Annotated in this window: 16 protein-coding genes and 1 pseudogene; 2 read left to right on the forward strand and 15 right to left on the reverse strand. The window is 62.8% G+C overall.

From position 1 onward, the window contains the following. Nucleotides 1–564 precede the first annotated feature (564 nt). The 5 genes from rpsN to AC6CH8_RS11220 all read right to left on the reverse strand — a co-directional run bounded on the left by rpsN (nucleotide 565) and on the right by AC6CH8_RS11220 (nucleotide 2,978). Nucleotides 565–870, reverse strand: a complete 306-nt coding sequence (rpsN, locus tag AC6CH8_RS11200; protein WP_011776360.1) for a 30S ribosomal protein S14 — start codon at nucleotides 868–870, stop codon at nucleotides 565–567. Nucleotides 871–874: 4 nt separating this feature from the next. Further along, complete coding sequence (rpmG, locus tag AC6CH8_RS11205) at nucleotides 875–1,042, reverse strand: 50S ribosomal protein L33 (RefSeq protein ID WP_003798558.1); 168 nt, start codon at nucleotides 1,040–1,042, stop codon at nucleotides 875–877. Next, nucleotides 1,042–1,278 (reverse strand): 50S ribosomal protein L28, encoded by a 237-nt coding sequence (rpmB, locus tag AC6CH8_RS11210; protein WP_011776361.1) that lies wholly within the window; start codon nucleotides 1,276–1,278, stop codon nucleotides 1,042–1,044. Before rpmB ends, rpmG begins: the two co-directional genes overlap by 1 nt. 402 nt (nucleotides 1,279–1,680) lie before the next feature. Continuing rightward, nucleotides 1,681–2,445, reverse strand: coding sequence for an SGNH/GDSL hydrolase family protein (locus AC6CH8_RS11215; protein ID WP_091463440.1), 765 nt, complete (start codon nucleotides 2,443–2,445; stop codon nucleotides 1,681–1,683). Between the two features lie 53 nt (nucleotides 2,446–2,498). Beyond that, nucleotides 2,499–2,978, reverse strand: coding sequence for a MarR family winged helix-turn-helix transcriptional regulator (locus AC6CH8_RS11220; protein ID WP_091463442.1), 480 nt, complete (start codon nucleotides 2,976–2,978; stop codon nucleotides 2,499–2,501). A gap of 68 nt (nucleotides 2,979–3,046) precedes the next feature. On the opposite strand from AC6CH8_RS11220, the gene AC6CH8_RS11225 reads away from it, so the two are divergent. Then, nucleotides 3,047–3,334, forward strand: coding sequence for a YciI family protein (locus tag AC6CH8_RS11225; protein ID WP_091463445.1), 288 nt, complete (start codon nucleotides 3,047–3,049; stop codon nucleotides 3,332–3,334). Here the strand turns inward: AC6CH8_RS11225 and AC6CH8_RS11230 are convergent. The 7 genes from AC6CH8_RS11230 to AC6CH8_RS11260 all read right to left on the reverse strand — a co-directional run bounded on the left by AC6CH8_RS11230 (nucleotide 3,310) and on the right by AC6CH8_RS11260 (nucleotide 10,438). Next, nucleotides 3,310–4,131: an SGNH/GDSL hydrolase family protein gene (locus tag AC6CH8_RS11230; protein WP_498190548.1), complete on the reverse strand. Its 822-nt coding sequence runs from the start codon at nucleotides 4,129–4,131 to the stop codon at nucleotides 3,310–3,312. The two genes, AC6CH8_RS11225 and AC6CH8_RS11230, sit on opposite strands and share 25 nt — an antisense overlap. Next, nucleotides 4,128–4,964, reverse strand: coding sequence for an SGNH/GDSL hydrolase family protein (locus AC6CH8_RS11235; RefSeq protein WP_498190550.1), 837 nt, complete (start codon nucleotides 4,962–4,964; stop codon nucleotides 4,128–4,130). Before AC6CH8_RS11235 ends, AC6CH8_RS11230 begins: the two co-directional genes overlap by 4 nt. A 298-nt stretch (nucleotides 4,965–5,262) precedes the next feature. Further along, on the reverse strand, nucleotides 5,263–6,318 hold the full coding sequence (locus AC6CH8_RS11240) for a siderophore-interacting protein (protein ID WP_091463451.1): 1,056 nt from the start codon (nucleotides 6,316–6,318) through the stop codon (nucleotides 5,263–5,265). Continuing rightward, nucleotides 6,315–7,139 carry an ABC transporter ATP-binding protein gene (locus AC6CH8_RS11245; protein ID WP_091463454.1) on the reverse strand — a complete coding sequence of 275 codons (825 nt, stop codon included), beginning with the start codon at nucleotides 7,137–7,139 and terminating at the stop codon, nucleotides 6,315–6,317. The genes AC6CH8_RS11240 and AC6CH8_RS11245 overlap by 4 nt, the downstream gene beginning before the upstream one ends. 1 nt (nucleotide 7,140) lies before the next feature. Further along, nucleotides 7,141–8,250, reverse strand: a complete 1,110-nt coding sequence (locus AC6CH8_RS11250) for a FecCD family ABC transporter permease (protein WP_498190552.1) — start codon at nucleotides 8,248–8,250, stop codon at nucleotides 7,141–7,143. Further along, nucleotides 8,247–9,362 (reverse strand): FecCD family ABC transporter permease, encoded by a 1,116-nt coding sequence (locus AC6CH8_RS11255; RefSeq protein ID WP_498190554.1) that lies wholly within the window; start codon nucleotides 9,360–9,362, stop codon nucleotides 8,247–8,249. Before AC6CH8_RS11255 ends, AC6CH8_RS11250 begins: the two co-directional genes overlap by 4 nt. 5 nt (nucleotides 9,363–9,367) lie before the next feature. Next, nucleotides 9,368–10,438 (reverse strand): iron-siderophore ABC transporter substrate-binding protein, encoded by a 1,071-nt coding sequence (locus AC6CH8_RS11260; RefSeq protein ID WP_420179239.1) that lies wholly within the window; start codon nucleotides 10,436–10,438, stop codon nucleotides 9,368–9,370. 489 nt (nucleotides 10,439–10,927) lie between these two features. Here AC6CH8_RS11260 and AC6CH8_RS11265 point away from each other — a divergent pair, with 489 nt between their 5' ends. After that, nucleotides 10,928–11,422, forward strand: coding sequence for an FBP domain-containing protein (locus tag AC6CH8_RS11265; RefSeq protein ID WP_091463466.1), 495 nt, complete (start codon nucleotides 10,928–10,930; stop codon nucleotides 11,420–11,422). Nucleotides 11,423–11,522: 100 nt separating this feature from the next. Here AC6CH8_RS11265 and AC6CH8_RS11270 read toward each other — a convergent pair whose 3' ends face one another. The 3 genes and pseudogenes from AC6CH8_RS11270 to AC6CH8_RS11280 all read right to left on the reverse strand — a co-directional run bounded on the left by AC6CH8_RS11270 (nucleotide 11,523) and on the right by AC6CH8_RS11280 (nucleotide 17,579). Then, a complete protein-coding gene (locus AC6CH8_RS11270; protein WP_498190556.1) occupies nucleotides 11,523–14,999 on the reverse strand; it encodes an ATP-binding protein in 3,477 nt (1,158 codons plus the stop codon). Nucleotides 15,000–15,313: 314 nt separating this feature from the next. Beyond that, nucleotides 15,314–16,129, reverse strand: a pseudogene (locus AC6CH8_RS11275) (DUF4194 domain-containing protein); the annotation flags it as partial. Beyond that, nucleotides 16,122–17,579: a DUF3375 family protein gene (locus tag AC6CH8_RS11280; RefSeq protein WP_498190558.1), complete on the reverse strand. Its 1,458-nt coding sequence runs from the start codon at nucleotides 17,577–17,579 to the stop codon at nucleotides 16,122–16,124. The gene AC6CH8_RS11280 and the pseudogene AC6CH8_RS11275, both read right to left, overlap by 8 nt. Nucleotides 17,580–17,811: the final 232 nt, after the last annotated feature.

A 17,811-nucleotide genomic window follows, 5' to 3' on the forward strand; every position in this document is an offset into this window, starting at 1 on the left:
TCAAACTTACCCGATCAACCGGATCTTCGCAAATCAGCGTTTCCGCGATTTTCGATCCAAGTCCCGGCCCCACCCGGCACAAGGCGCACTTAGAAGCGCGCCATTTTCCAGGCTGTTATCAAGGGGGTCGGCCTCCGCGGTTCTCAGCTCCAGGCTGTCTCACTCGCGGCGACTCAGAAGACATTACACGTCCATAAGCTCGGGCACAAATCCACCCCAACACCACCCGAAACCCCCGCAAACACAGGCCAAACACAGGCCAAACACCACTATTGCGACCCCAGACCAACCAAAACCAGCCAGAACCAGCCCACGTGAAGCCCGTCACAAGACCCGGCCAACCACCAACCCAACGCAGCGCGCCTAGGCTCACCACCGCCGTCGAACGTTCAACTCAAACCCGAGGGAAATGAGCGAGCGTCGGGCAAACCCGAGGCAAGTGAGCTAGCGACGGGCTCAAGCCCGGGGGAAGTGAGAGAGCGTCGGAACGGGGCCGAGCAAAGACCCTTAACGCAAAAAGGGCCGGCAACCATAACGGTTGCCGGCCCTTTTAGAGCTTCGTGATTACCAGGAAGACTTGGTGATGCCCGGGAGCTCACCGCGGTGAGCCATGTCGCGGAAGCGAACACGGGAGATACCGAACTTCTGGAGCGTGCCGCGGGGACGGCCGTCGATCTGGTCGCGGTTACGCAGACGGATCGGGGAGGCGTTGCGGGGCAGCTTCTGCAGGCCGAGGCGTGCAGCTTCGCGTGCTTCGTCAGTCGCGTTGGGGTCAACCAGGGTCTTCTTCAGTTCGAGACGCTTGGCAGCGTAACGCTCAACAATGACCTTGCGCTGCTCGTTGCGAGCAATCTTTGACTTCTTTGCCATGTGTTTAGCGCTCCTCTCGGAATTCGACGTGCTGGCGGATCTTGGGGTCGTACTTCTTCAAGACCAGGCGGTCAGGATCGTTACGACGGTTCTTGCGGGTTACGTAGGTGTAACCGGTGCCCGCGGTGGACTTCAGCTTGATGATCGGACGTACGTCCTTGTCCTTTGCCATTAGAGCTTTACTCCTCGTGCCAGGATGTCGGCGACGACTGAGTCGATGCCGCGTACGTCGATTGTCTTGATGCCACGGGCTGACAGGGTCAGCGTGACGTTACGGCGCAGGGACGGAACCCAGTAGCGCTTCTTCTGAATGTTCGGGTCGAACCGACGCTTGTTGCGACGGTGCGAGTGCGAAATGCTGTGTCCAAAGCCCGGCTCGGCTCCGGTCACTTGGCAGTGTGCTGCCATGACTCTCCTCCAAAGATTGAATGTAACGGCGTGCAGATGTTCCTGCGTTGCCGTGCGACAGGCAGCGTCCGCATCCGGGTCCAAACCATTTCGGTAGTTTCCGCAGCAAGTGCGGCGAAGAAGGTTGGCCTCAGGACCGGGCAGTGATAATCACTTGAACAGATCCTGGGATACCGGGCGAATACAGGAATGCACGCAACTTGAGCCCCTAACTACCGGCCACCGGGACGTCAGTAAAACCGACAGTCACCACCAACCGGAGCAATTGCACACGATCCGCACTACCTAGCGCCTAACTATTCTACGGGTCAGGCCAAATTAAGACCAATCCGGCATCATAAGCCCTTGGCGTCCGCTGCCGGAACACCGACTCAACCTTGGCGGGTCGCCCGGCAGCCCGGATTACAGCGGCCGGATCAACTCCGGGTATTTCGGGCTCAAACCGTCGCCGGAGGACACTCCACGCACGCGGCGGGCAACCCATGGCGCCGCGGATTCACGGAACCATCGTGCGTTTGCTTTCAATGCCTCAACGCGGTTCATCAGTCGGACCGGCGCCAGTTCGGGAACCTCGATGACGTGCTCGTGCTCGAGGACATCCAGGACGCGCTTTGCCATGTTGACGTGGCCTGCGGTGGACATGTGCATGCGATCCTCACCCCAGAGGCGCCAGTCGTCGTACTCGTCGAACCGCCAATAGTCCACGAGGAGGGCTCCGTGGTTTTCGGCGATTTCGCGCACCAGTTCGTTGTAGATCGCAGTGCGGCCGCGCATGGCGCTGAAAACCTTCGAGCCCTTCGCATCAAAGCCCGTGAAGAGGACCACTGTGGCTCCCGACGCGCTCAACTTGGCGATGCCGGCGTCGTACTCCTCCAAAAGCGAGTCGATATCGATCTTGGGCCGCAGGATGTCGTTCGCCCCCGCATACAACGTCACCAAAGTTGGTTTCATCGCGACGGCAGCATCAACCTGCTCCGCCATGATCTGCCGGAGCTTCCGGCCGCGGATAGCCAAGTTGGCGTAGCCGAAGTCCGGGTTGCTGTAGGCGAGCTGCCCGGCAACGACGTCGGCCCAGCCGCGAACGCCGTTGGGGCGGGCGGGATCGTCGTCTCCAACACCCTCGGTGAACGAGTCCCCCAGGGCAACATAACGGGCAGAAAAATCCATGCCGTCAGTCTGCCACTTCAACGCTTGAGGCCACAAAGCCTGCAGCAGGAGGGCTAGGAATCGCGCAGGATCCAGTGGTTGTTGTCCAAGCGGGCAACGATTTTCTCGCCGATGCGTGCAAGGTCCGAGACGTCCTCGGGACTAAGGGAATCGAGCATCAACGTGCGCACTGACTCCACGTGTCCCGGGGCCAGGGACACGATGGTGGACATGCCGGCGTCGGTCAGGTGCGCTACGGTGACACGGGCGTCTCCGGGGTGCGCTTGCCGTTCCACCCATCCGCGTTTCTGCAGCTTGGTAACCACGTGGGAGAGTCGCGACAGCGAGGCACTTGTCCGTGCGGCGAGCTCACTCATGGGAAGGTACCGGCCCTCGGTTTCGGAGAGCATCGCAAGTACGTTGTAGTCGAACAGGGACAGTTTGCCGGCCGACTGAAGCTGGGTGTCCAACGCCGAGGGAAGCAAAGTGTTGATGCTCAGCAGAGCCAGCCAAGCACGGCGTTCGTCGGCATTCAGCCAGCGGGGTTGAGTCATGCCTCCATCTTATGAGAATTCCCTACTTCCTTAGGTCCCGGCCCGGGCTCAGGCGATAGGCTGGCGGCATGTTTGTCGTCTCATTGACCTACAAAGTTCCCGACGAAATTGTCGATTTCCACCGCCCGGGCCATATGGCCTGGCTTAAGGACGCGTTCGACGCCGGGACCTTCCTAGCGTCCGGACGCCGCGTCCCAGCCACCGGCGGCGTTCTGCTCTCGAAAGTGGACAGGGCGACGCTGGATGCTTCTCTGGCGAAGGACCCGTTCTACAGCAATGGCGTTGCCGAGTTCGAGATCATCGAATTCACTGCCACCAGCGTGGCTGAAGGTTACGAAAACCTGCTTGACAGCTGAGGTTTTGCCCGAGCGGTTCCCAGCCGTTCCGGCAACACCACCGGCATAAGTTCCGGCCACCGCGCTCCCAGATGGTCACCGCTCGATACGCCGCGGACCCGCCGCTTAAGCCAAGGCCCGACGTCGCGCCTCAGCCAGGCGGCGTCGTCGGCAATGTTTTCGGTGAAGGTCCGCGGACGGGGAGCGGCAAGCGTTGGTGAGGTCAGCGAGTGGGGGGCCCCGAGGACTTCGAGGACTTTCTTGGCCATGTAGCTGTGGCCCGGGGTGGACATGTGCAGGCGATCCGGAGCCCACATTCGCGGGTCCTGAAACTTCTCGAAGCACCAGTAGTCCACCAAGAGCGTTCCGTACTTTGCGGCGATACGCCGGATGTGACGGTTGTAGATAGCAGTGCGCAATTTGAGCGGCTCAAGCAGGGGCGACAAAGGAACGTTGTACCCCGTGAAGAGCAGGACCATGGCTCCGCTGGCTTTGATCCTTTTGACGGCATCTTCGTAGTCCCGGATGAGCCTGGCCATGTTGAGCCTTGCCATTAGGAGATCGTTCCCGCCGGCATAGAAGCTGACCATCGTGGGATTCATGGCGAGGGCGGGCTCGATTTGTTCGTCGATGATCCGATGGAGGCGCCGTCCACGAACAGCCAGGTTGGCGTACCGCACGGTTTCGTCGTGTCTTGCCAGTTCTTCGGCCACCCGGTCCGCCCAGCCCCTGCAGTTGTTGGGGAGCCTGAGATCGTTGTCGCCGACACCCTCAGTGAAGGAGTCGCCGAGGGCCACAAACCGGGCCTGGTCTTTCATTGCGCTTTCTCCCGGTCTTCCATGAGCTTTTTCAAGCCGCCCTTGCGTGGAACCTTCACGGGCTCCGGCCAGCGCGGGCTGATGGAGTCCCCAAGAGTGACACCGCGTAATTTGCGTCCGAACAGCGGGACCACCCAGTCATTGACCCAGCGGCGTTGCCGGCGCTCCCATTCGCGCATGGACATGCGGCTGGGCGGGTCCCATTCTTTCGGTGAGATTTTGTGCGGAACGTTGAGATGGTCCAGAACCTGGGCAGCCAAATACTTGTGGCCCGCCTTGGACATGTGGAGCCGGTCCGGGGCCCACATCCGCGAGTCCTTGTACGCGTCGAAGCCCCAGTAGTCCACCAGGACTGCGCCATATTTGGCTGCGATGTCGCGGACTCTCTGGTTGTAGTGGGTGTTGCGTTTCTTGAAGGGTTCCAGGACGGCAGACACTTTCACTTCGAAGCCGGTAAACAGGACCAAAGTGGCACCGGTTTCACTGAGGCGCGCGACGAGCAACTCGTAGTCATTAAGGAGCGCATCCATATCGGTGCCGAAGTCGAGGATGTCGTTTCCGCCTGCGTAGAGCGTGACGAGCGTTGGCTCCATGGCGAGGGCGGGCTCGAGTTGTTCATCGATGATGTGCCGAAGCCGCTTGCTGCGCACTGCCAAATTGGCGTACTCCCACCCCGGCTGGGCCTTGGCTAACTTCTCGGCAACCCGGTCGGCCCATCCGCGGACCCCGTTGGGCAGGATCTTGCTCGTGTCCCCCACGCCTTCGGTGAAGGAATCTCCGATGGCGACATACCGCCGTCGAACCTTTTTCCCGTCCCCGAATTCCTCCCGCACGCAGCCGACGCTACCCGCCCCCGGTTACGCCGGAGCCAACCCAAAGTGAACAAGCCAACGGGAAGTGAGCGAGCGTCACCCCCAAACCCGAGGGACGTGAGCGAGCGTCACCCCCAAACCCGAGGGACGTGAGCGAGCGTGGGAAGGTGACGCCCGCGCAAGTGCCCAGCGGCAGTTTTGTGTAGGAGCGCATCGCGGCCCATCGTGGCGCGGAGGTCGCCCGGCGACCGGAGTGCCACCTATGGGTTGTGTCTAAGCGACGGCAAAACCGCCGCTGCGGCGGACTAGCAGAGAAGGCTTAGCCCTCCGCCTTGCCGCGTCGCCAGTAACCCATGAAGGCAACTTGCTTGCGGTCGATACCAACGTCCCGTACCAGGTACCGCCGCATTTCCTTGATCACGAACGCTTCACCGGCAATCCATGCGTAGAACGGGAGGGCGCCTGCGGGAAGGGTGGGGTTTTTGGTGGCTTCGATGGCTGCGGTGTCCATGCGTTGCGGAGTTTCCCAGAGGATGTCCTGGTCCACGTTGACGTCTTCGGGCTCGGGTCCGGCGGCGGTGCCTGCGCCCTTGATGCCTACCCAGCCCGGCACGGGAACGGCCTTGGCGACGGCTTCCTTGAGGAGTTCGCCGTGGGGTCGTGAGCGTCCGATGGCTGCGCCACGTGCGAGCCAGGTGATTTCGATATCGGCCTCGGTGGAGATGTCTTGGAAGTCGCCGGCTTCGGGTACCTCGAGGAAGGCGTGGCCGGTCATGTCGGCTGGCAGGCTTTCCAGGATGGCGCTGATGGCAGGGACAGCGGTTTCGTCGCCGGCCAGGAGTACGCGCTGGGCCAGGCCCGGACGCCATTCGATGCCGCCGTAGGCGCCGGCCGTGGTGCACTGGGCTGCTCGGTTGTTGGGGCCGATGATGGTGATGGCGTCCCCTGGTTTCGCCGCAAGTGCCCAGTTGGCAGCGGGTCCGCCGTGTCCGGCATCGTCGAAGTGCATGACGAAGTCAATGTCGATCTCGGGGTACACGGCGTCGAGGCGTTCAGACCGGACCGTGTAAGTGCGCATGTCACCGCGGACGGACGGGTCCATGGCCAACCATTCCTGGTACCAGCCGGCTTCTTCCATTTTGAAGGGAGGGAGCGGGATCTGCTGTCCGGCGGCGTCGAAGGACGGGATCATCAACTTCACGCGGAGGTCCAAAGTGTCCCCTGCAACGCCGAAGTCACGCAGCGAGTAGCCGCCGAAGGTGATGCGACGGAAGTTGGGGCTGAGCTCCTGCACGGCCGTCACGGTGACGTCGAAGGCGAGGGTCATGGGCTCCACGGCGGCGCTTGCTTTTGCCTGTGTCGGTTGTGCACTCATGAGGCGATCTCCAGTTCGTTGGTTGAAGCGGGGCGTGCGTGGTGGCGTCCAATGGGGACGATCAGCGGTGTGCCTGAGATGGGGTCCGGAACCACTCGGGATTCCAAACCGAAAACGTTCAAGACCAGTTCTTCTGTCACCACGACGGGCGCAGGTCCTTCGGCCACGATGCACCCGCCTTTCATGGCGATCACATGGTCGGCGTAGCGTGCAGCAAGGTTGAGGTCGTGGAGCACGATCGCCACGGTGGTTCCGCGGCTGCGGTTGAGGTCCGTGATCAGGTCCAGGACTTCCACTTGGTGTGCCAGGTCCAAGTACGTGGTGGGCTCGTCGAGCAGCAGGACTTCGGTTTCCTGCGCGAGGGCCATGGCGATCCAGACGCGCTGGCGTTGTCCTCCGGACAACTCGTCGATGCTTCGCTCGGCGAGTTCCAGCGTTGAGGTGGCGTTCAGCGCGCGCTGCACCGCGGCGTCGTCGGCTGCGCTCCAGCTGCGGAAGAAGCCTTGGTGCGGGTATCGCCCGCGGCCCACGAGGTCCCGGACGGTGATGCCGTCGGGAGCGGTGGGGTGCTGCGGGAGCAGGCCAAGGGTGCGGGCGAGTTCGCGGGCGGGGCGGGTGTGGATGTCCTTGCCGTCCAGCGTCACGGCACCGCGGGCTGGCTTGAGGAGGCGGGACAGTCCGCGCAGGAGGGTGGACTTGCCGCAGGCGTTGGCGCCAACGATCATGGTCACTTTGCCTTCGGGAATCTCGGTGGTGAGTCCCTCCACCACTTTGCGTGCCTCGTACTGGAGCGTGAGGTCCTTGGCATTAAGGATGGCCATGTCAGGCCTCCTTTCGGTTCGACGTGACCAGCAGCCACAGCAGGAAGGGGGCACCGAGGGCGCCGGTGATGACGCCGACCGGAAGGACGGTTCCGTCGAGGATGACGGGAGCGATGTTGGAGGCGAAGAAATCTGCGAGCAACACGATCAGGGCGCCGGTAAGGGCCGCCGCCGGGAGGCTGGGTTTACGGACGATGCGGCGGGCGATCGGTCCGGCAAGGAAAGCGACGAACGCTACAGGACCGGCAGCAGCGGTGGCGACGGCGGCAAGTCCGACGGCGGTCAGCACCAGGGCCAGCCGGGCGGCGTTGACTCTGATCCCGAGCCCCGCAGCAGCGTCGTCGCCGAGTTCGAGGATGCGCAAGGGGCCGGCAAGGGCAATGACGGCGGGGACCAGGATCACCAATGACACTGCGAGGACGCCTGCCCGGTCCCAGGTGGCGGAGTTCAGGGATCCGTTGAGCCAGATGAGGGCGTCGGCCGCGGTGCGGATGTCCGCGCGGGTCATGAGGAAGTTGACCACTGCGTGAAGTGCAGCGGCGATACCCACACCGGCCAGGATGAGCCGGTTGCCTGCAGCGTTGCCGCGGCTTCCTCCACCGGCGCCGGAACCGCCACGGGAGATTGCGTAGATGATGGCCGCGACGCCGAGCGCTCCGGCAAGGGCAGCACCGGAAACCACGGCTCCGGAAGCGCCGAAGATGACGATTGCCGTCACGGCCGCCGCACTGGCGCCGTAACTGATGCCAATGATGTCCGGGCTGGCCAGCGGGTTGCGCAGCATGGTCTGGAACAGTGCGCCGGCCAGGCCGAAGGCGATGCCGATCATGGTTCCAACGACGGCGCGGGGCAGTTTATGCTCCATCACGATGAAGCTGGCTCCGGGGATTTTCTCGCCGCCGGTCAGGTGGTTGATGACGATGGTGAAGAAGTCCGGGATGGTCACCGTGTAGCTGCCCAGGAGCACGTACACCGCGAACATGACGATGATTGCAAGGCCTAGGAAGAATGTGGGGCTGAGCACGCGCCGAAGTGACAGTTGATGCCCATGTTTGTGGGAATCATTGGTGTTAAGTGCCAACTCGGTCGGGAGTTTGTGAACGGTGGTCACAGTCCGGCCCCCTTTCCGCGGCGGATGAGCCAGACGAAGACGGGAGCGCCAATGATGGCGGTCATGATGCCCGCAGGGACTTCACCGGGGAGAAGGACCACGCGGCCAACAATGTCGGCGCTGATCAGCAGGATCGGGGCCACAACTGCGGAAAACGGCAGGATCCACCGGTAGTCCGGACCGGTCAACGAGCGGACGGCGTGAGGAATGACCAGGCCAAGGAACGCGATCGGCCCGGCTACGGCAGTGGCGGATCCGCACAGCAACACAATGCCCAGCCCTGTGATGCTGCGGGCCAGCGTGACGTTTTGGCCGAGGCCTCGGGCAATGTCATCGCCCAGGGCAAGGCTGTTCAGAATGCGACCGCCGGCCAGGACAATCACGGCCCCGACTGCGAGGAACGGCAGCGCGGGAAGGAGGACGGACCAGTCACGTCCACCAATGGTGCCTACCTGCCAGAAACGGAAACGGTCGAAAGTGTCCTGGCTCGAAACCAGGATGACGTTCATCAGGGAGAACAGGCCGGCGCTCAGGGCCGCACCCGCGAGGGCTAGTTTGACGGGTGTTGCACCGTCACGGCCCAGGGAAGCAACGGCGTAAACCACGACGGCGGCCGCCGCGGCGCCGATGAAGGCGAACCAGATGTAGCCGGACAGCGAGCCGATACCGAAAACGTAGATCCCCACGACGACTGCAAGGGCAGCTCCGGCATTGAGTCCCAGGATGCCGGGGTCGGCCAAGGGGTTGCGGGCAACGCCTTGCATGGCCGCACCGGCCAAACCAAGTGCGGCCCCGGCAAGGAGTCCCAGCACGGTGCGGGGAATTCGGGCGATCACCACAGCGTGGTTACCGTCCTCCGGATTGAAGTTGGTGAGTGCTTCCCACACGGTGTTAAGGGGAAGGCCGCGTGCCCCGATCGCCAAGGATGCAGCGCACACTGCGGTGAGTACGACGACGGCCGCCAGCAGCCAAGCGGCACGCTTGCCTGCGGTGCTGCGGGAGAAGGTTCCCCCTCCGGTTCCCGCAGTTTCAGGGGTGATGCCTCCCGAGCCAGCCGACACCAAAGTGCCGTTGCCCCGCCCCTGGACTGCCGCCGTCGTACTCAGTTTCATTGCAGTTACTTGCCCGCTGCGTCTGCTGCTTTACCCAGCTGCGGCAGGAACGTGTCCAGCGCCCACGGCAGGCTCAGCGGCGAAGAAGCGGAGATGGACAGTGTCAGGGTGTTGTCCGAATCGGCAACCAAAGCGCCCTTCTTGACGGCCGGGATTTGGCCGAGGAGCGGATCAGCCTTGATGGCTTCGGCCGTGGTGGCGTCCGGAACCCAGGTCACGAAGATGTCGGACTCGAGCTCGTTGGCCTTCTCGGCGGACCACGGGATGAAGAAGTCCGTGGAGGTTTTGGTGTTCTCGGTGACTACCGGAGCCAGCTTCATGCCGATTTCGGAGAGGAAGCGGGGACGGTTGTCGATTGCGGTGTAAACGTTGGCGCCGTCACCCTTGGCGGGTTCGAGGTTGCCGTAGATGAAGGTCTTGTCCTTGATCTGCGGGAACTTGGAAACCTTGTCCTTGACGGTGGTTTCGGTGTCCTCGATCAGCTTCTTGGCTTCGGCTTCCTTGCCCAGTGCCTTGCCGATCAGGGTGGTGCTCTCCTGCCAAGGGGTGCCATAAGCGAGCTCAGGCTGCGCCACAACGGGGGCGATTTCGGAGAGCTTCTTGTAGTCAGCCTCTTCCAGGCCGGAGTAAGCGGCCAAGATAACGTCCGGGCTGAGCTTGGCGATCTCGGTGAAGTTGATGCCGTCAGCCTCGGAGAACTGGACCGGAGCCTTGTCGGTGCCAAAGCCGGCGCCGAGCTTCTCCAGCGCTGCATCCTTCCAAGGGGTAGAGCCCTTGTCGTTGTTGCCCCACTCGTTCTTGGGAACGCCAACCGGAACAACACCCAGGGCGATCGCGATGTCGTCGTTGACCCACGAGACGGTAACTACGCGCTTGGGCTGTTCCTTGATGGTGGTCTCGCCAAAGACGTTCTTGATGGTCACCGGGAAAGTTGCCGTTGCTGCCTGCTCAGTTGCCGGAGCCGAGGTTGCGGGGCCAGTTGAGCAGCCGGTGAGGGTAAGAGCGACGGCGGCCAAAGCGGCCGTCGCGGTTCCTGCTGTTTTCAGCAGGGCGCGGCGTGGGAGAAGGGAAGCCACGGGACTCCTTAAGTAAGTGATGCGAACCTAAGTAAGGCTAGCCTAGCCTGCCGAGAATTAAGAAACGTTTGCGTCACCTAATCCAACTCATTGCCGAAATGGGATGCAGGTCACACGCTCTCTCACATCCCGCGCCCTTCAACCGATCGCTCTCGCACATCCCGCCCCCTTCACCCGATCGCTCTCGCAGTGGACATCTGCCCCGGAGTTTTGAAAGTATTAGCGGCAGCGGACTACCGCTTCCAAGGATCACGACGAAGGGATGAGCGTGCGCACTGTTTCAGTTGCTGCAGCCATAGTTGGCGAGGTGGCCGCTTCGGCCTGCTTGGCACTCCCCCGCACGTCGGCATCTTCCTAGGTTTCAAGGCACGTCCCCTTGATAGGGGCTAGACAGCTGTGCCCTTCCTTCCCTCGATGGCCGACGCATCCCGCCATTTCCGCGCACATCTTCAGAGCGCGGACGTCGACCATTTCCGAGAGAAGCTTGCCATGCAGAAAATCACTGCCCAACAGATCCGTTCGTCCTTCATCAACGCCAGCCGCTCCGAGGCAGCCAAAGCCAACCTCCCCCGCAACTTCGAAACCATCGACTGGGACAATCTGGAATTCCTGGGTTGGCGGGACGAAAAAATGCCCCAGCGCGGATACCTCGTGGTTCCGCACCGGGGCGAACTCACCGGGATCATGCTCCGCGCACCTGAAGGTGGCTCCGGGAAGAGGCGCGTAGTCCTCTGCGAACTCTGCCGCGACGTGTTTTCGAAGGACGACGTTTACTTGTGGGTCGCCAAGAAAGCCGGACAATCCGGTAAGGACGGGAACACTGTGGGGACGCTGATTTGCGCCGAATTCGGCTGCAGCGCCAACGTGCGCAAGGAACCGCCCGCCAACGAGATCAACCCGGACCCTGCCGCCGTCGTTGTTCGACAGATTGCAGGACTGGAGTCCAGGACTGAACAGTTCCTTGACCGCGTCCGCGCGAAGTAAGTCCAGGAACAAGCCCAAGTAGGTAGCAGCAGGTGCCGTTTAGAACCTTCAAAACGACATCATCTGCTACCTACTTGGGCCCGCCGGACGAGAGGTGACGTCAGCGCAGGACGATGTCCACCGGGTTGGCTTCGGAACGCCATGCTCCTGGTTCTCCAGGCCCGGCGATGACCGGAGCCGTGAGCACACCCGAGCGGTTAGTGCGCTTGTCCCGGAGGATTTCCGTGACGGAGCCAAGGTGCCTGGACAGGTCAATCACGTTTTCCGGTGCGGCCAGGAGCAACTGGAACCCGAATTCGTGAAGCGCCTTGATACCCGCACCAGCGAATTCCTCGGACGCCAGCACGAAGGCTTCGTCCATCATCACGGTGCCATACGTGGTGAAGCCCTGCTCGGCGATTCCCAGCTGGTAGCTCAGTGCCGCGGCCATGATGAACGCCGTGAATCGCTGGCGCTCACCGCCGGACATGGACCCCGTGTCGGCATGCATGAAGACTTCGGTCTTCTTCTTGCCGGACTTTCCAGTGGTGCCGGTTTTGCCTGACTTCGAAGCAACCTCGCGGTGTTCCTTGCACTGAATAAACAGGTGCCCGCGGACGTCCAGCACCTCAGCCCGCCAGCGCCGATCCTCCGGCGTCTGCGAGCCAAGCCGCTTCACCAGGGTCTCCAACGACTTGTAGCGCGCAGTGAGCTCGGCGTCGTCGTCCACTTCCGTTGCTGAAGCAGCCGTGCCGCGCGACGGGCGGTTGTGCTTGGCCTTCAGTGCGTTTTGGATCGCATCCTTGAACTGTTTGGCCGTGGCCGGCAGTGTCTGCTTGATGTCCAGTTCCAGGAAGCTGCCCTCATGGAAATTGACCTGCGACAGGATGCCGTTGAGGGGCAGGATCCGGCTGGTGATGCTTCGCCTTTCCTCATCCAGCAGATGTAACAGCGTGCTGAAGGACTCGTGCGTGCGTTGGTTGAAGAACAGCCGGAATTCGGCCTCCTGCGCGGGCAGGCCATCGCTCACGATCGCGTGGTACCGGGATTCGAAGTCCCCTGCAGCTCCAATCGAGGTGCCGTGATCGGCGCTGATGGCACTTCCCCAGTCGCGCACGAATGCCTCGAACATGCGGGTCAGCCGCTCGGCCGTCGCTTGACCGCGGGATTCCGCAGCATGCAGTTCGTCGAGCAACTTATTCCGGACGCTGTTAGCGAGGTTGTCGAGCTCGTAAAGTTCGGAGACTTCGGCGATGCCGTCGAAGTACGGCTCCAGCGCGGTGACGGTAGACGCCGACGGCGGTGCTTGCTCCAGCTTCAACCTCGCCGCATCGAGCAGGCCGTCCGCCGTGGTCATCTTGTGGTCCAGCGCCTTGTATTCGCTCTGCAGGACGGCGGCCGTACCTGTGGAGGACTGGTGCTTTTCCCGGACACTCTCGATGTTGGCACGCAGCGGCTCCAAGTCTGCCTGCGCGGCCAGAGCGTCTGTTAGGCGCTGTTCGATCCTGGCAAGTTCATCCGCGGCTACGGCTGCGGAGACCTGCTCCCATGGCCGCTCATCTTCAGCGACCCTGCGCAGCGCTTCGAGCTGACGTGCCATACCCTGATGCGAATCCTCGCGGCTCTGGGCAAGTTCCGAGGCCTTCACGAGCTCGTTTTCCAGCTCCCCCACGCGCGCTGCCACAAGCTCAAGCTTGGAGGCGTTATCGAAACCGAGGATGTAATCCTGCCGGCTCGTGAAACGGTCGTCCTTCTCCACGGTGTGCCGGTTGCGTTTAACCACACCACCCAGGCTCAGGCCCTTGTCCATCGAAGCAAGCTCGTCAGGGTCCTCAACGCACGGGTACGCGAAGTCCAAGGCAATCCGCTCGCGGATCCACGCCCCGGCGTCGGCGTTGGCGCCCGAGGTGAGAATGCTCAGCTTAGTCAAGAGGTCGCCGTCGGACACGTCCTCCACAGCCAGCGCACCACCGGCGAGCGGCTTGGAAACATCGACAGCGCGAAGCGCGCCCCGGACGGTGTTGTCGTTCAGGTACCGCGTCACAGCGGCGAAATGCTCACCCGGAACCAGCAAAGTGGTGGCGAGGTTACGCAGCGCTCGTTCGGCGGCCGGACGCCACTGATCCTGGCCCTCTGCCAGATCGATCAGCTCACCACCAAACGGCATCCGTTCTTCCGGAACCCCGGTTGCTGCTGCGATAGCAGCCCGGTTCTCAATGCTCGACGGCGGCAGCAACGACTTGCGCGACCGCAACGAAAGCAGCTCCTGCTGGGCCGCGGCGAGCTCACGCTTCTTGGTCGCGTGACCGTCAAAGGCTTCAAAACGAAGCTCCTTGAGCGCCTCGGAATCGTCTTTCAACTCCGCCGAGCGAGCTGCTGCCTGCTCGTGCGCCTGATCCCAGCCCTCGGCGGTCCACTCCAGGTTCAGCCCGGCATCGGCCAACGCCTTCTTGGCGGAATCTTCAACTTGCTGACGCAGCTTGAGGCCAACCCGGGCGTTTTCCAACGACTGCTCAATCGCCGAAATCGCGTTGCCGCCGCGGTTGTTGTAATCCAGCTCAAGGTCACGGAGCTCCTTGGCCAAAGCATCCCGCACAGTGCGTTCAGCAGCCAGTTCCTGAGCCTTGGACTGAGCCAACTCCTTGAAACGGGCCAGCGTCTTGGCGTGCACCGTGACCGCAAGCTGCTGCTTGTAGGCCTCGAACTCCTCGCCGGCCAACTCCCTGAGACGGTTCGCGTCCAGCAACGCCTGCGCGTACTCCTTGTTCAGCTCCGGAACCGGTGCCAACTGGTCCCGCTGCTGCCGTACGTCCTCCAACCGCTGCCGGATGGACATCAGGTTGCTGAATTCCTCCACCACATCATCGGCGGCAGCCAACGTGGCCGGAGCATCGAGTACCTGGTCGCGGAAGAACGTGTTCACGCTGCCGCCCAAGCCCTTACCGGCCTGGATGACGCGAAGCAGCGGAAGCGCCTGATCCGAGTTGATGCCCAGAAGCCTGCGGAACCTTTCGGCGAACGCCTTGTGCACGTCGAAGACCTGGCCCTCGGGGAAGATCGACTCCAACGCGCCCTTGGTAAAGCGCTTCTGCGCAATGCCCTCGATCGCCTCAAGGTCCAACGGCTTGCTGTCAATCACATAAAAACGCCCGACACTCGACTCCGTGCCATTCTTTGGCAAGTCGAACAGAGCCGACACCGTCACCTTCGTGCCAGCCGCATTATCAAACGTCAGTGCGACGGCGGACCAGGTTGCACCGGGGCGCTGGAAGGCACTCGCCGAGCTATCCCCCACCGCCTTATCACCCACCTTGCCGCGCATGTAGGTGAACGTGGTCCTCTTGTCCTCCACAGCCCCGCCGGATCGCTGGGCCGCAGCCTCGTTCGAGCGCGGACGGGCATCAAACACGCGGAGCATCGCATCAAAGAGAGTCGACTTACCGACGCCCGAGTTACCCGTAAGGAGGGTGCCCTTGCGGTCCACGTGCATGGTGTGAGCCCCATGGAAGGTGCCCCAGTTGACCACCTGAACGAGCGCCAAACGCATCTGGCCCGGGTTCGTGAGCTCGCCGAGCGGGAGCATGCTTGCGATCGTCACTTCTGGGTCCCTTCAGCGTTGGTCGCGTCCGCGGCGGTACCGGACACATGCTCTGCATGCTCGCTCGTGCCTCGCTTAGACGCATGCTGCCGCATGTCCCCGGCATCGCCGCTCGCCTCAGCGGACTCGTCACCTTCACTGTCAAGCACGTTGTCCGCTATGGAGTGATTGCTTGAATTGAGGTCTATCTGGTGGGTGACGTGCGCGCTCGAGGTAGACGACGCCGATGCCGCCCCGGGAGTGGCATCGGGCCTGTCGGAGCCGGCAGCATCGTCCGCAGGACGAGTGCTGTCCGGCGAAGGGGCGGGGGCGGCATCGGCGTCGTCGTCTTCAGCGGATGAGTCGGAGTCGAGGTCCAGGAAGGGCTCTGTGCCGGATTCGTCGGCTGCTACTGCTATTAGGGCCTCGATTTGGGCCGGGATGTCGCCGATGTTTTCGAAGGGGAGTGCCAGCGGGAGGGCGTTGCTGATGGTGTACGTGTCATCCAGCGGGGTGGGGAGGATGAGCTGGCGGGCCAGGAGCTTTGTGATGGTGCGGGTGACAACGTCGGAGTCGCGGAGGGCATCCTGTTGGCCTGCGGGCGTGTAGTTGGCGACGAGGTCGGCGATTTCCTCGCGGGTGATGGTCGGGTCGGTCTGGGCTGTGACGTGGCGGTCCAGCAGCAGGCGAAGGCGCAGCAGGACGATGGTTTCCACCCTGCTCAGGGCTCGCTGCTGGCGCAGGATGCTCGAGCGGGAACTGGCACCGACGACTTCCGGGTCAACGGGTCGGAGGACTGCGATTTTGCGGTCGTGGTCGAGCTGGAGGCTGAGGAAGAGCTCGGACAGGCGGCTGCGGAGGATCAACTGGTTGTCCAGCAGCGTGGTCCACAGTTTCTCGTCGCGGCCACCGTCGATGTACGGGCCCTTGAGCAGTTTCACCAGCGCATGCCGCACCTTCATGGGCAACACTCCCGTGTCGCCGGGGAACAGCGCGGCGCCGTCCACGAACGTATCCCTCGGCGTGACCCGGAATGGGTCCGCATGGCTGACTTCAGGAGCGGGCTCGGCCGCCTCAACGTCGGCGTCAGTCGCCTCTTCGGTGACCTCGTCGGCTTCGGTGATGTCCGTCGTCGTGATTTCTTCAGTCATCAGAATCCTTATTCAGCGAGACGACAGGCAGGTACGCGGTGCGGATACTGCCGTCGATTTGTTCGAAGTCGATGTGTTCCCAGGCGGCCCGGTCGAAGGCCGCGCCGGTCTGCAGTGCCATGGACAGCAGGGTGCGCACTGTGTTGATGTGCCGCTCTTCGGCGGGCAGATTGTCCCACGCGTCGCCCAGCGTGGCTGCGCCTGCCATGGCTGCCCGGACAACCTCAGGCCGCGCTTTGCCGGTTCGCGCTGACCGCACCCGGTCCGAGTCGCTGAAAGCGATGGGATCGGCCAGGCGTGGTGGTGTTGCGAATTCGTCGGGGTCGAAGAGTTTGACCATGGCCAGCGACTCGAACCCGGCATTGAAGAGCGCGGGTCCGCGGACCAGGCCGGGTCGGTCGCGTTCGTAGGGCATGGATCGGATGGCTTGTTCGGCCTCGGCCAGCACCTTTCGCAGGCTGACGGACTGCCTGACGTCGTCGCTCTGGATGTAAGTGTTCAGGCTTTCGGAGAGCTTGCCGTAGATCCGCTGGATCTGGCTGTGCTGCGCGCGCAGCTCGGCCACCAGGTTTTTCAGCGTTTCACGGTCCTCATGGGAGAGGTCGTCCGCGAACTGCCGGCTCAGCACCTCGCCGATCGCCGAGCGGAACCGCAATTGCTGCTGCGGATCCTCCAGAAAAGCAGTGAACGAGCGGAAGGTGCGGCCCTCGGGGCTTTGCCGCAGGCGCTTGTCGGCCTCCAGAACCTGGGCCATAGTGGCGCCCTTGCTCAGGGATTCCTCGATGATCTGGTTGCGGAGCTCGCCTACCAACTCTTCGATGCGGTCACGCATCTTCTTGTAGTCGGCAGGCAGGCTGGCCGCGAGATCCAGGATGTTGCCGGCCGCTTCAACGGCTTCCTCATCATCCAGGAGGCCGTCAAACTCGCCTGAGCTGATGTCTTCCACCAGCTGTTGGCGTTCCTGGATTTCCTCTTCCAGGGCTTCCAATCGCGCGCTCTGATCCGGGTTGGTCTCGTTGGCGAGCTTCTCCACGTCGCCCAGGAGCGTGCCAAGCCGCGAACCGTTCAGTGTGGAACGTTCGCTGGAGAGACTGTCCAGGAACGCGAGCACACGGGCAGCGGGCTCGGTAACTTCGTAGACGATCTGACCTGATTGGTTGCGACGCGTCAGGAATTGTTTGCGGGTCCATTCGTCGCCGAAAAGCTTGCCGTTCTGCTGGCCGCCCAACGCCGGGTCCTGCCGGCGGAGCTGCTCAAGGAAAGCGTCGACGTCGGCGTGGAACTCTTCGAGTGGAAGCTGCGGCCGGGTGCGGGTAAAGGATGCTTGCAGCACCGCGATCACCCACGGCGCGGACCGCGTCAGAGCCCATGCGGGGCCCTTGGTCAACTGTTCGAGGTCACGGAGCCTCGCGCTAATGGCGTCGGCGGAGGACATGGCTGAACGGGACAATTACTCTCCTTCAGCTGCTGCGAAACCTGGCTGGCAGCGAAAACTGCCCCGTACAAGGTTAACGCAGAGCGTCGCGGGGGCCACCGACGGGCCCGTCGCTGGCCGACTGGGGGGGGTCGGCCGGCGGCGGATGAGCCGCCGAAGAACCACCGAAAAGCGCGCCTCCCGTGCCGCCGTCGAACCCGTCCCGTACCTGGTGGAAGCTTGCCTGCCGCAACCATTCCGTAACCTA

It is taken from the genome of Paenarthrobacter sp. GQ52 (genome assembly GCF_059759005.1).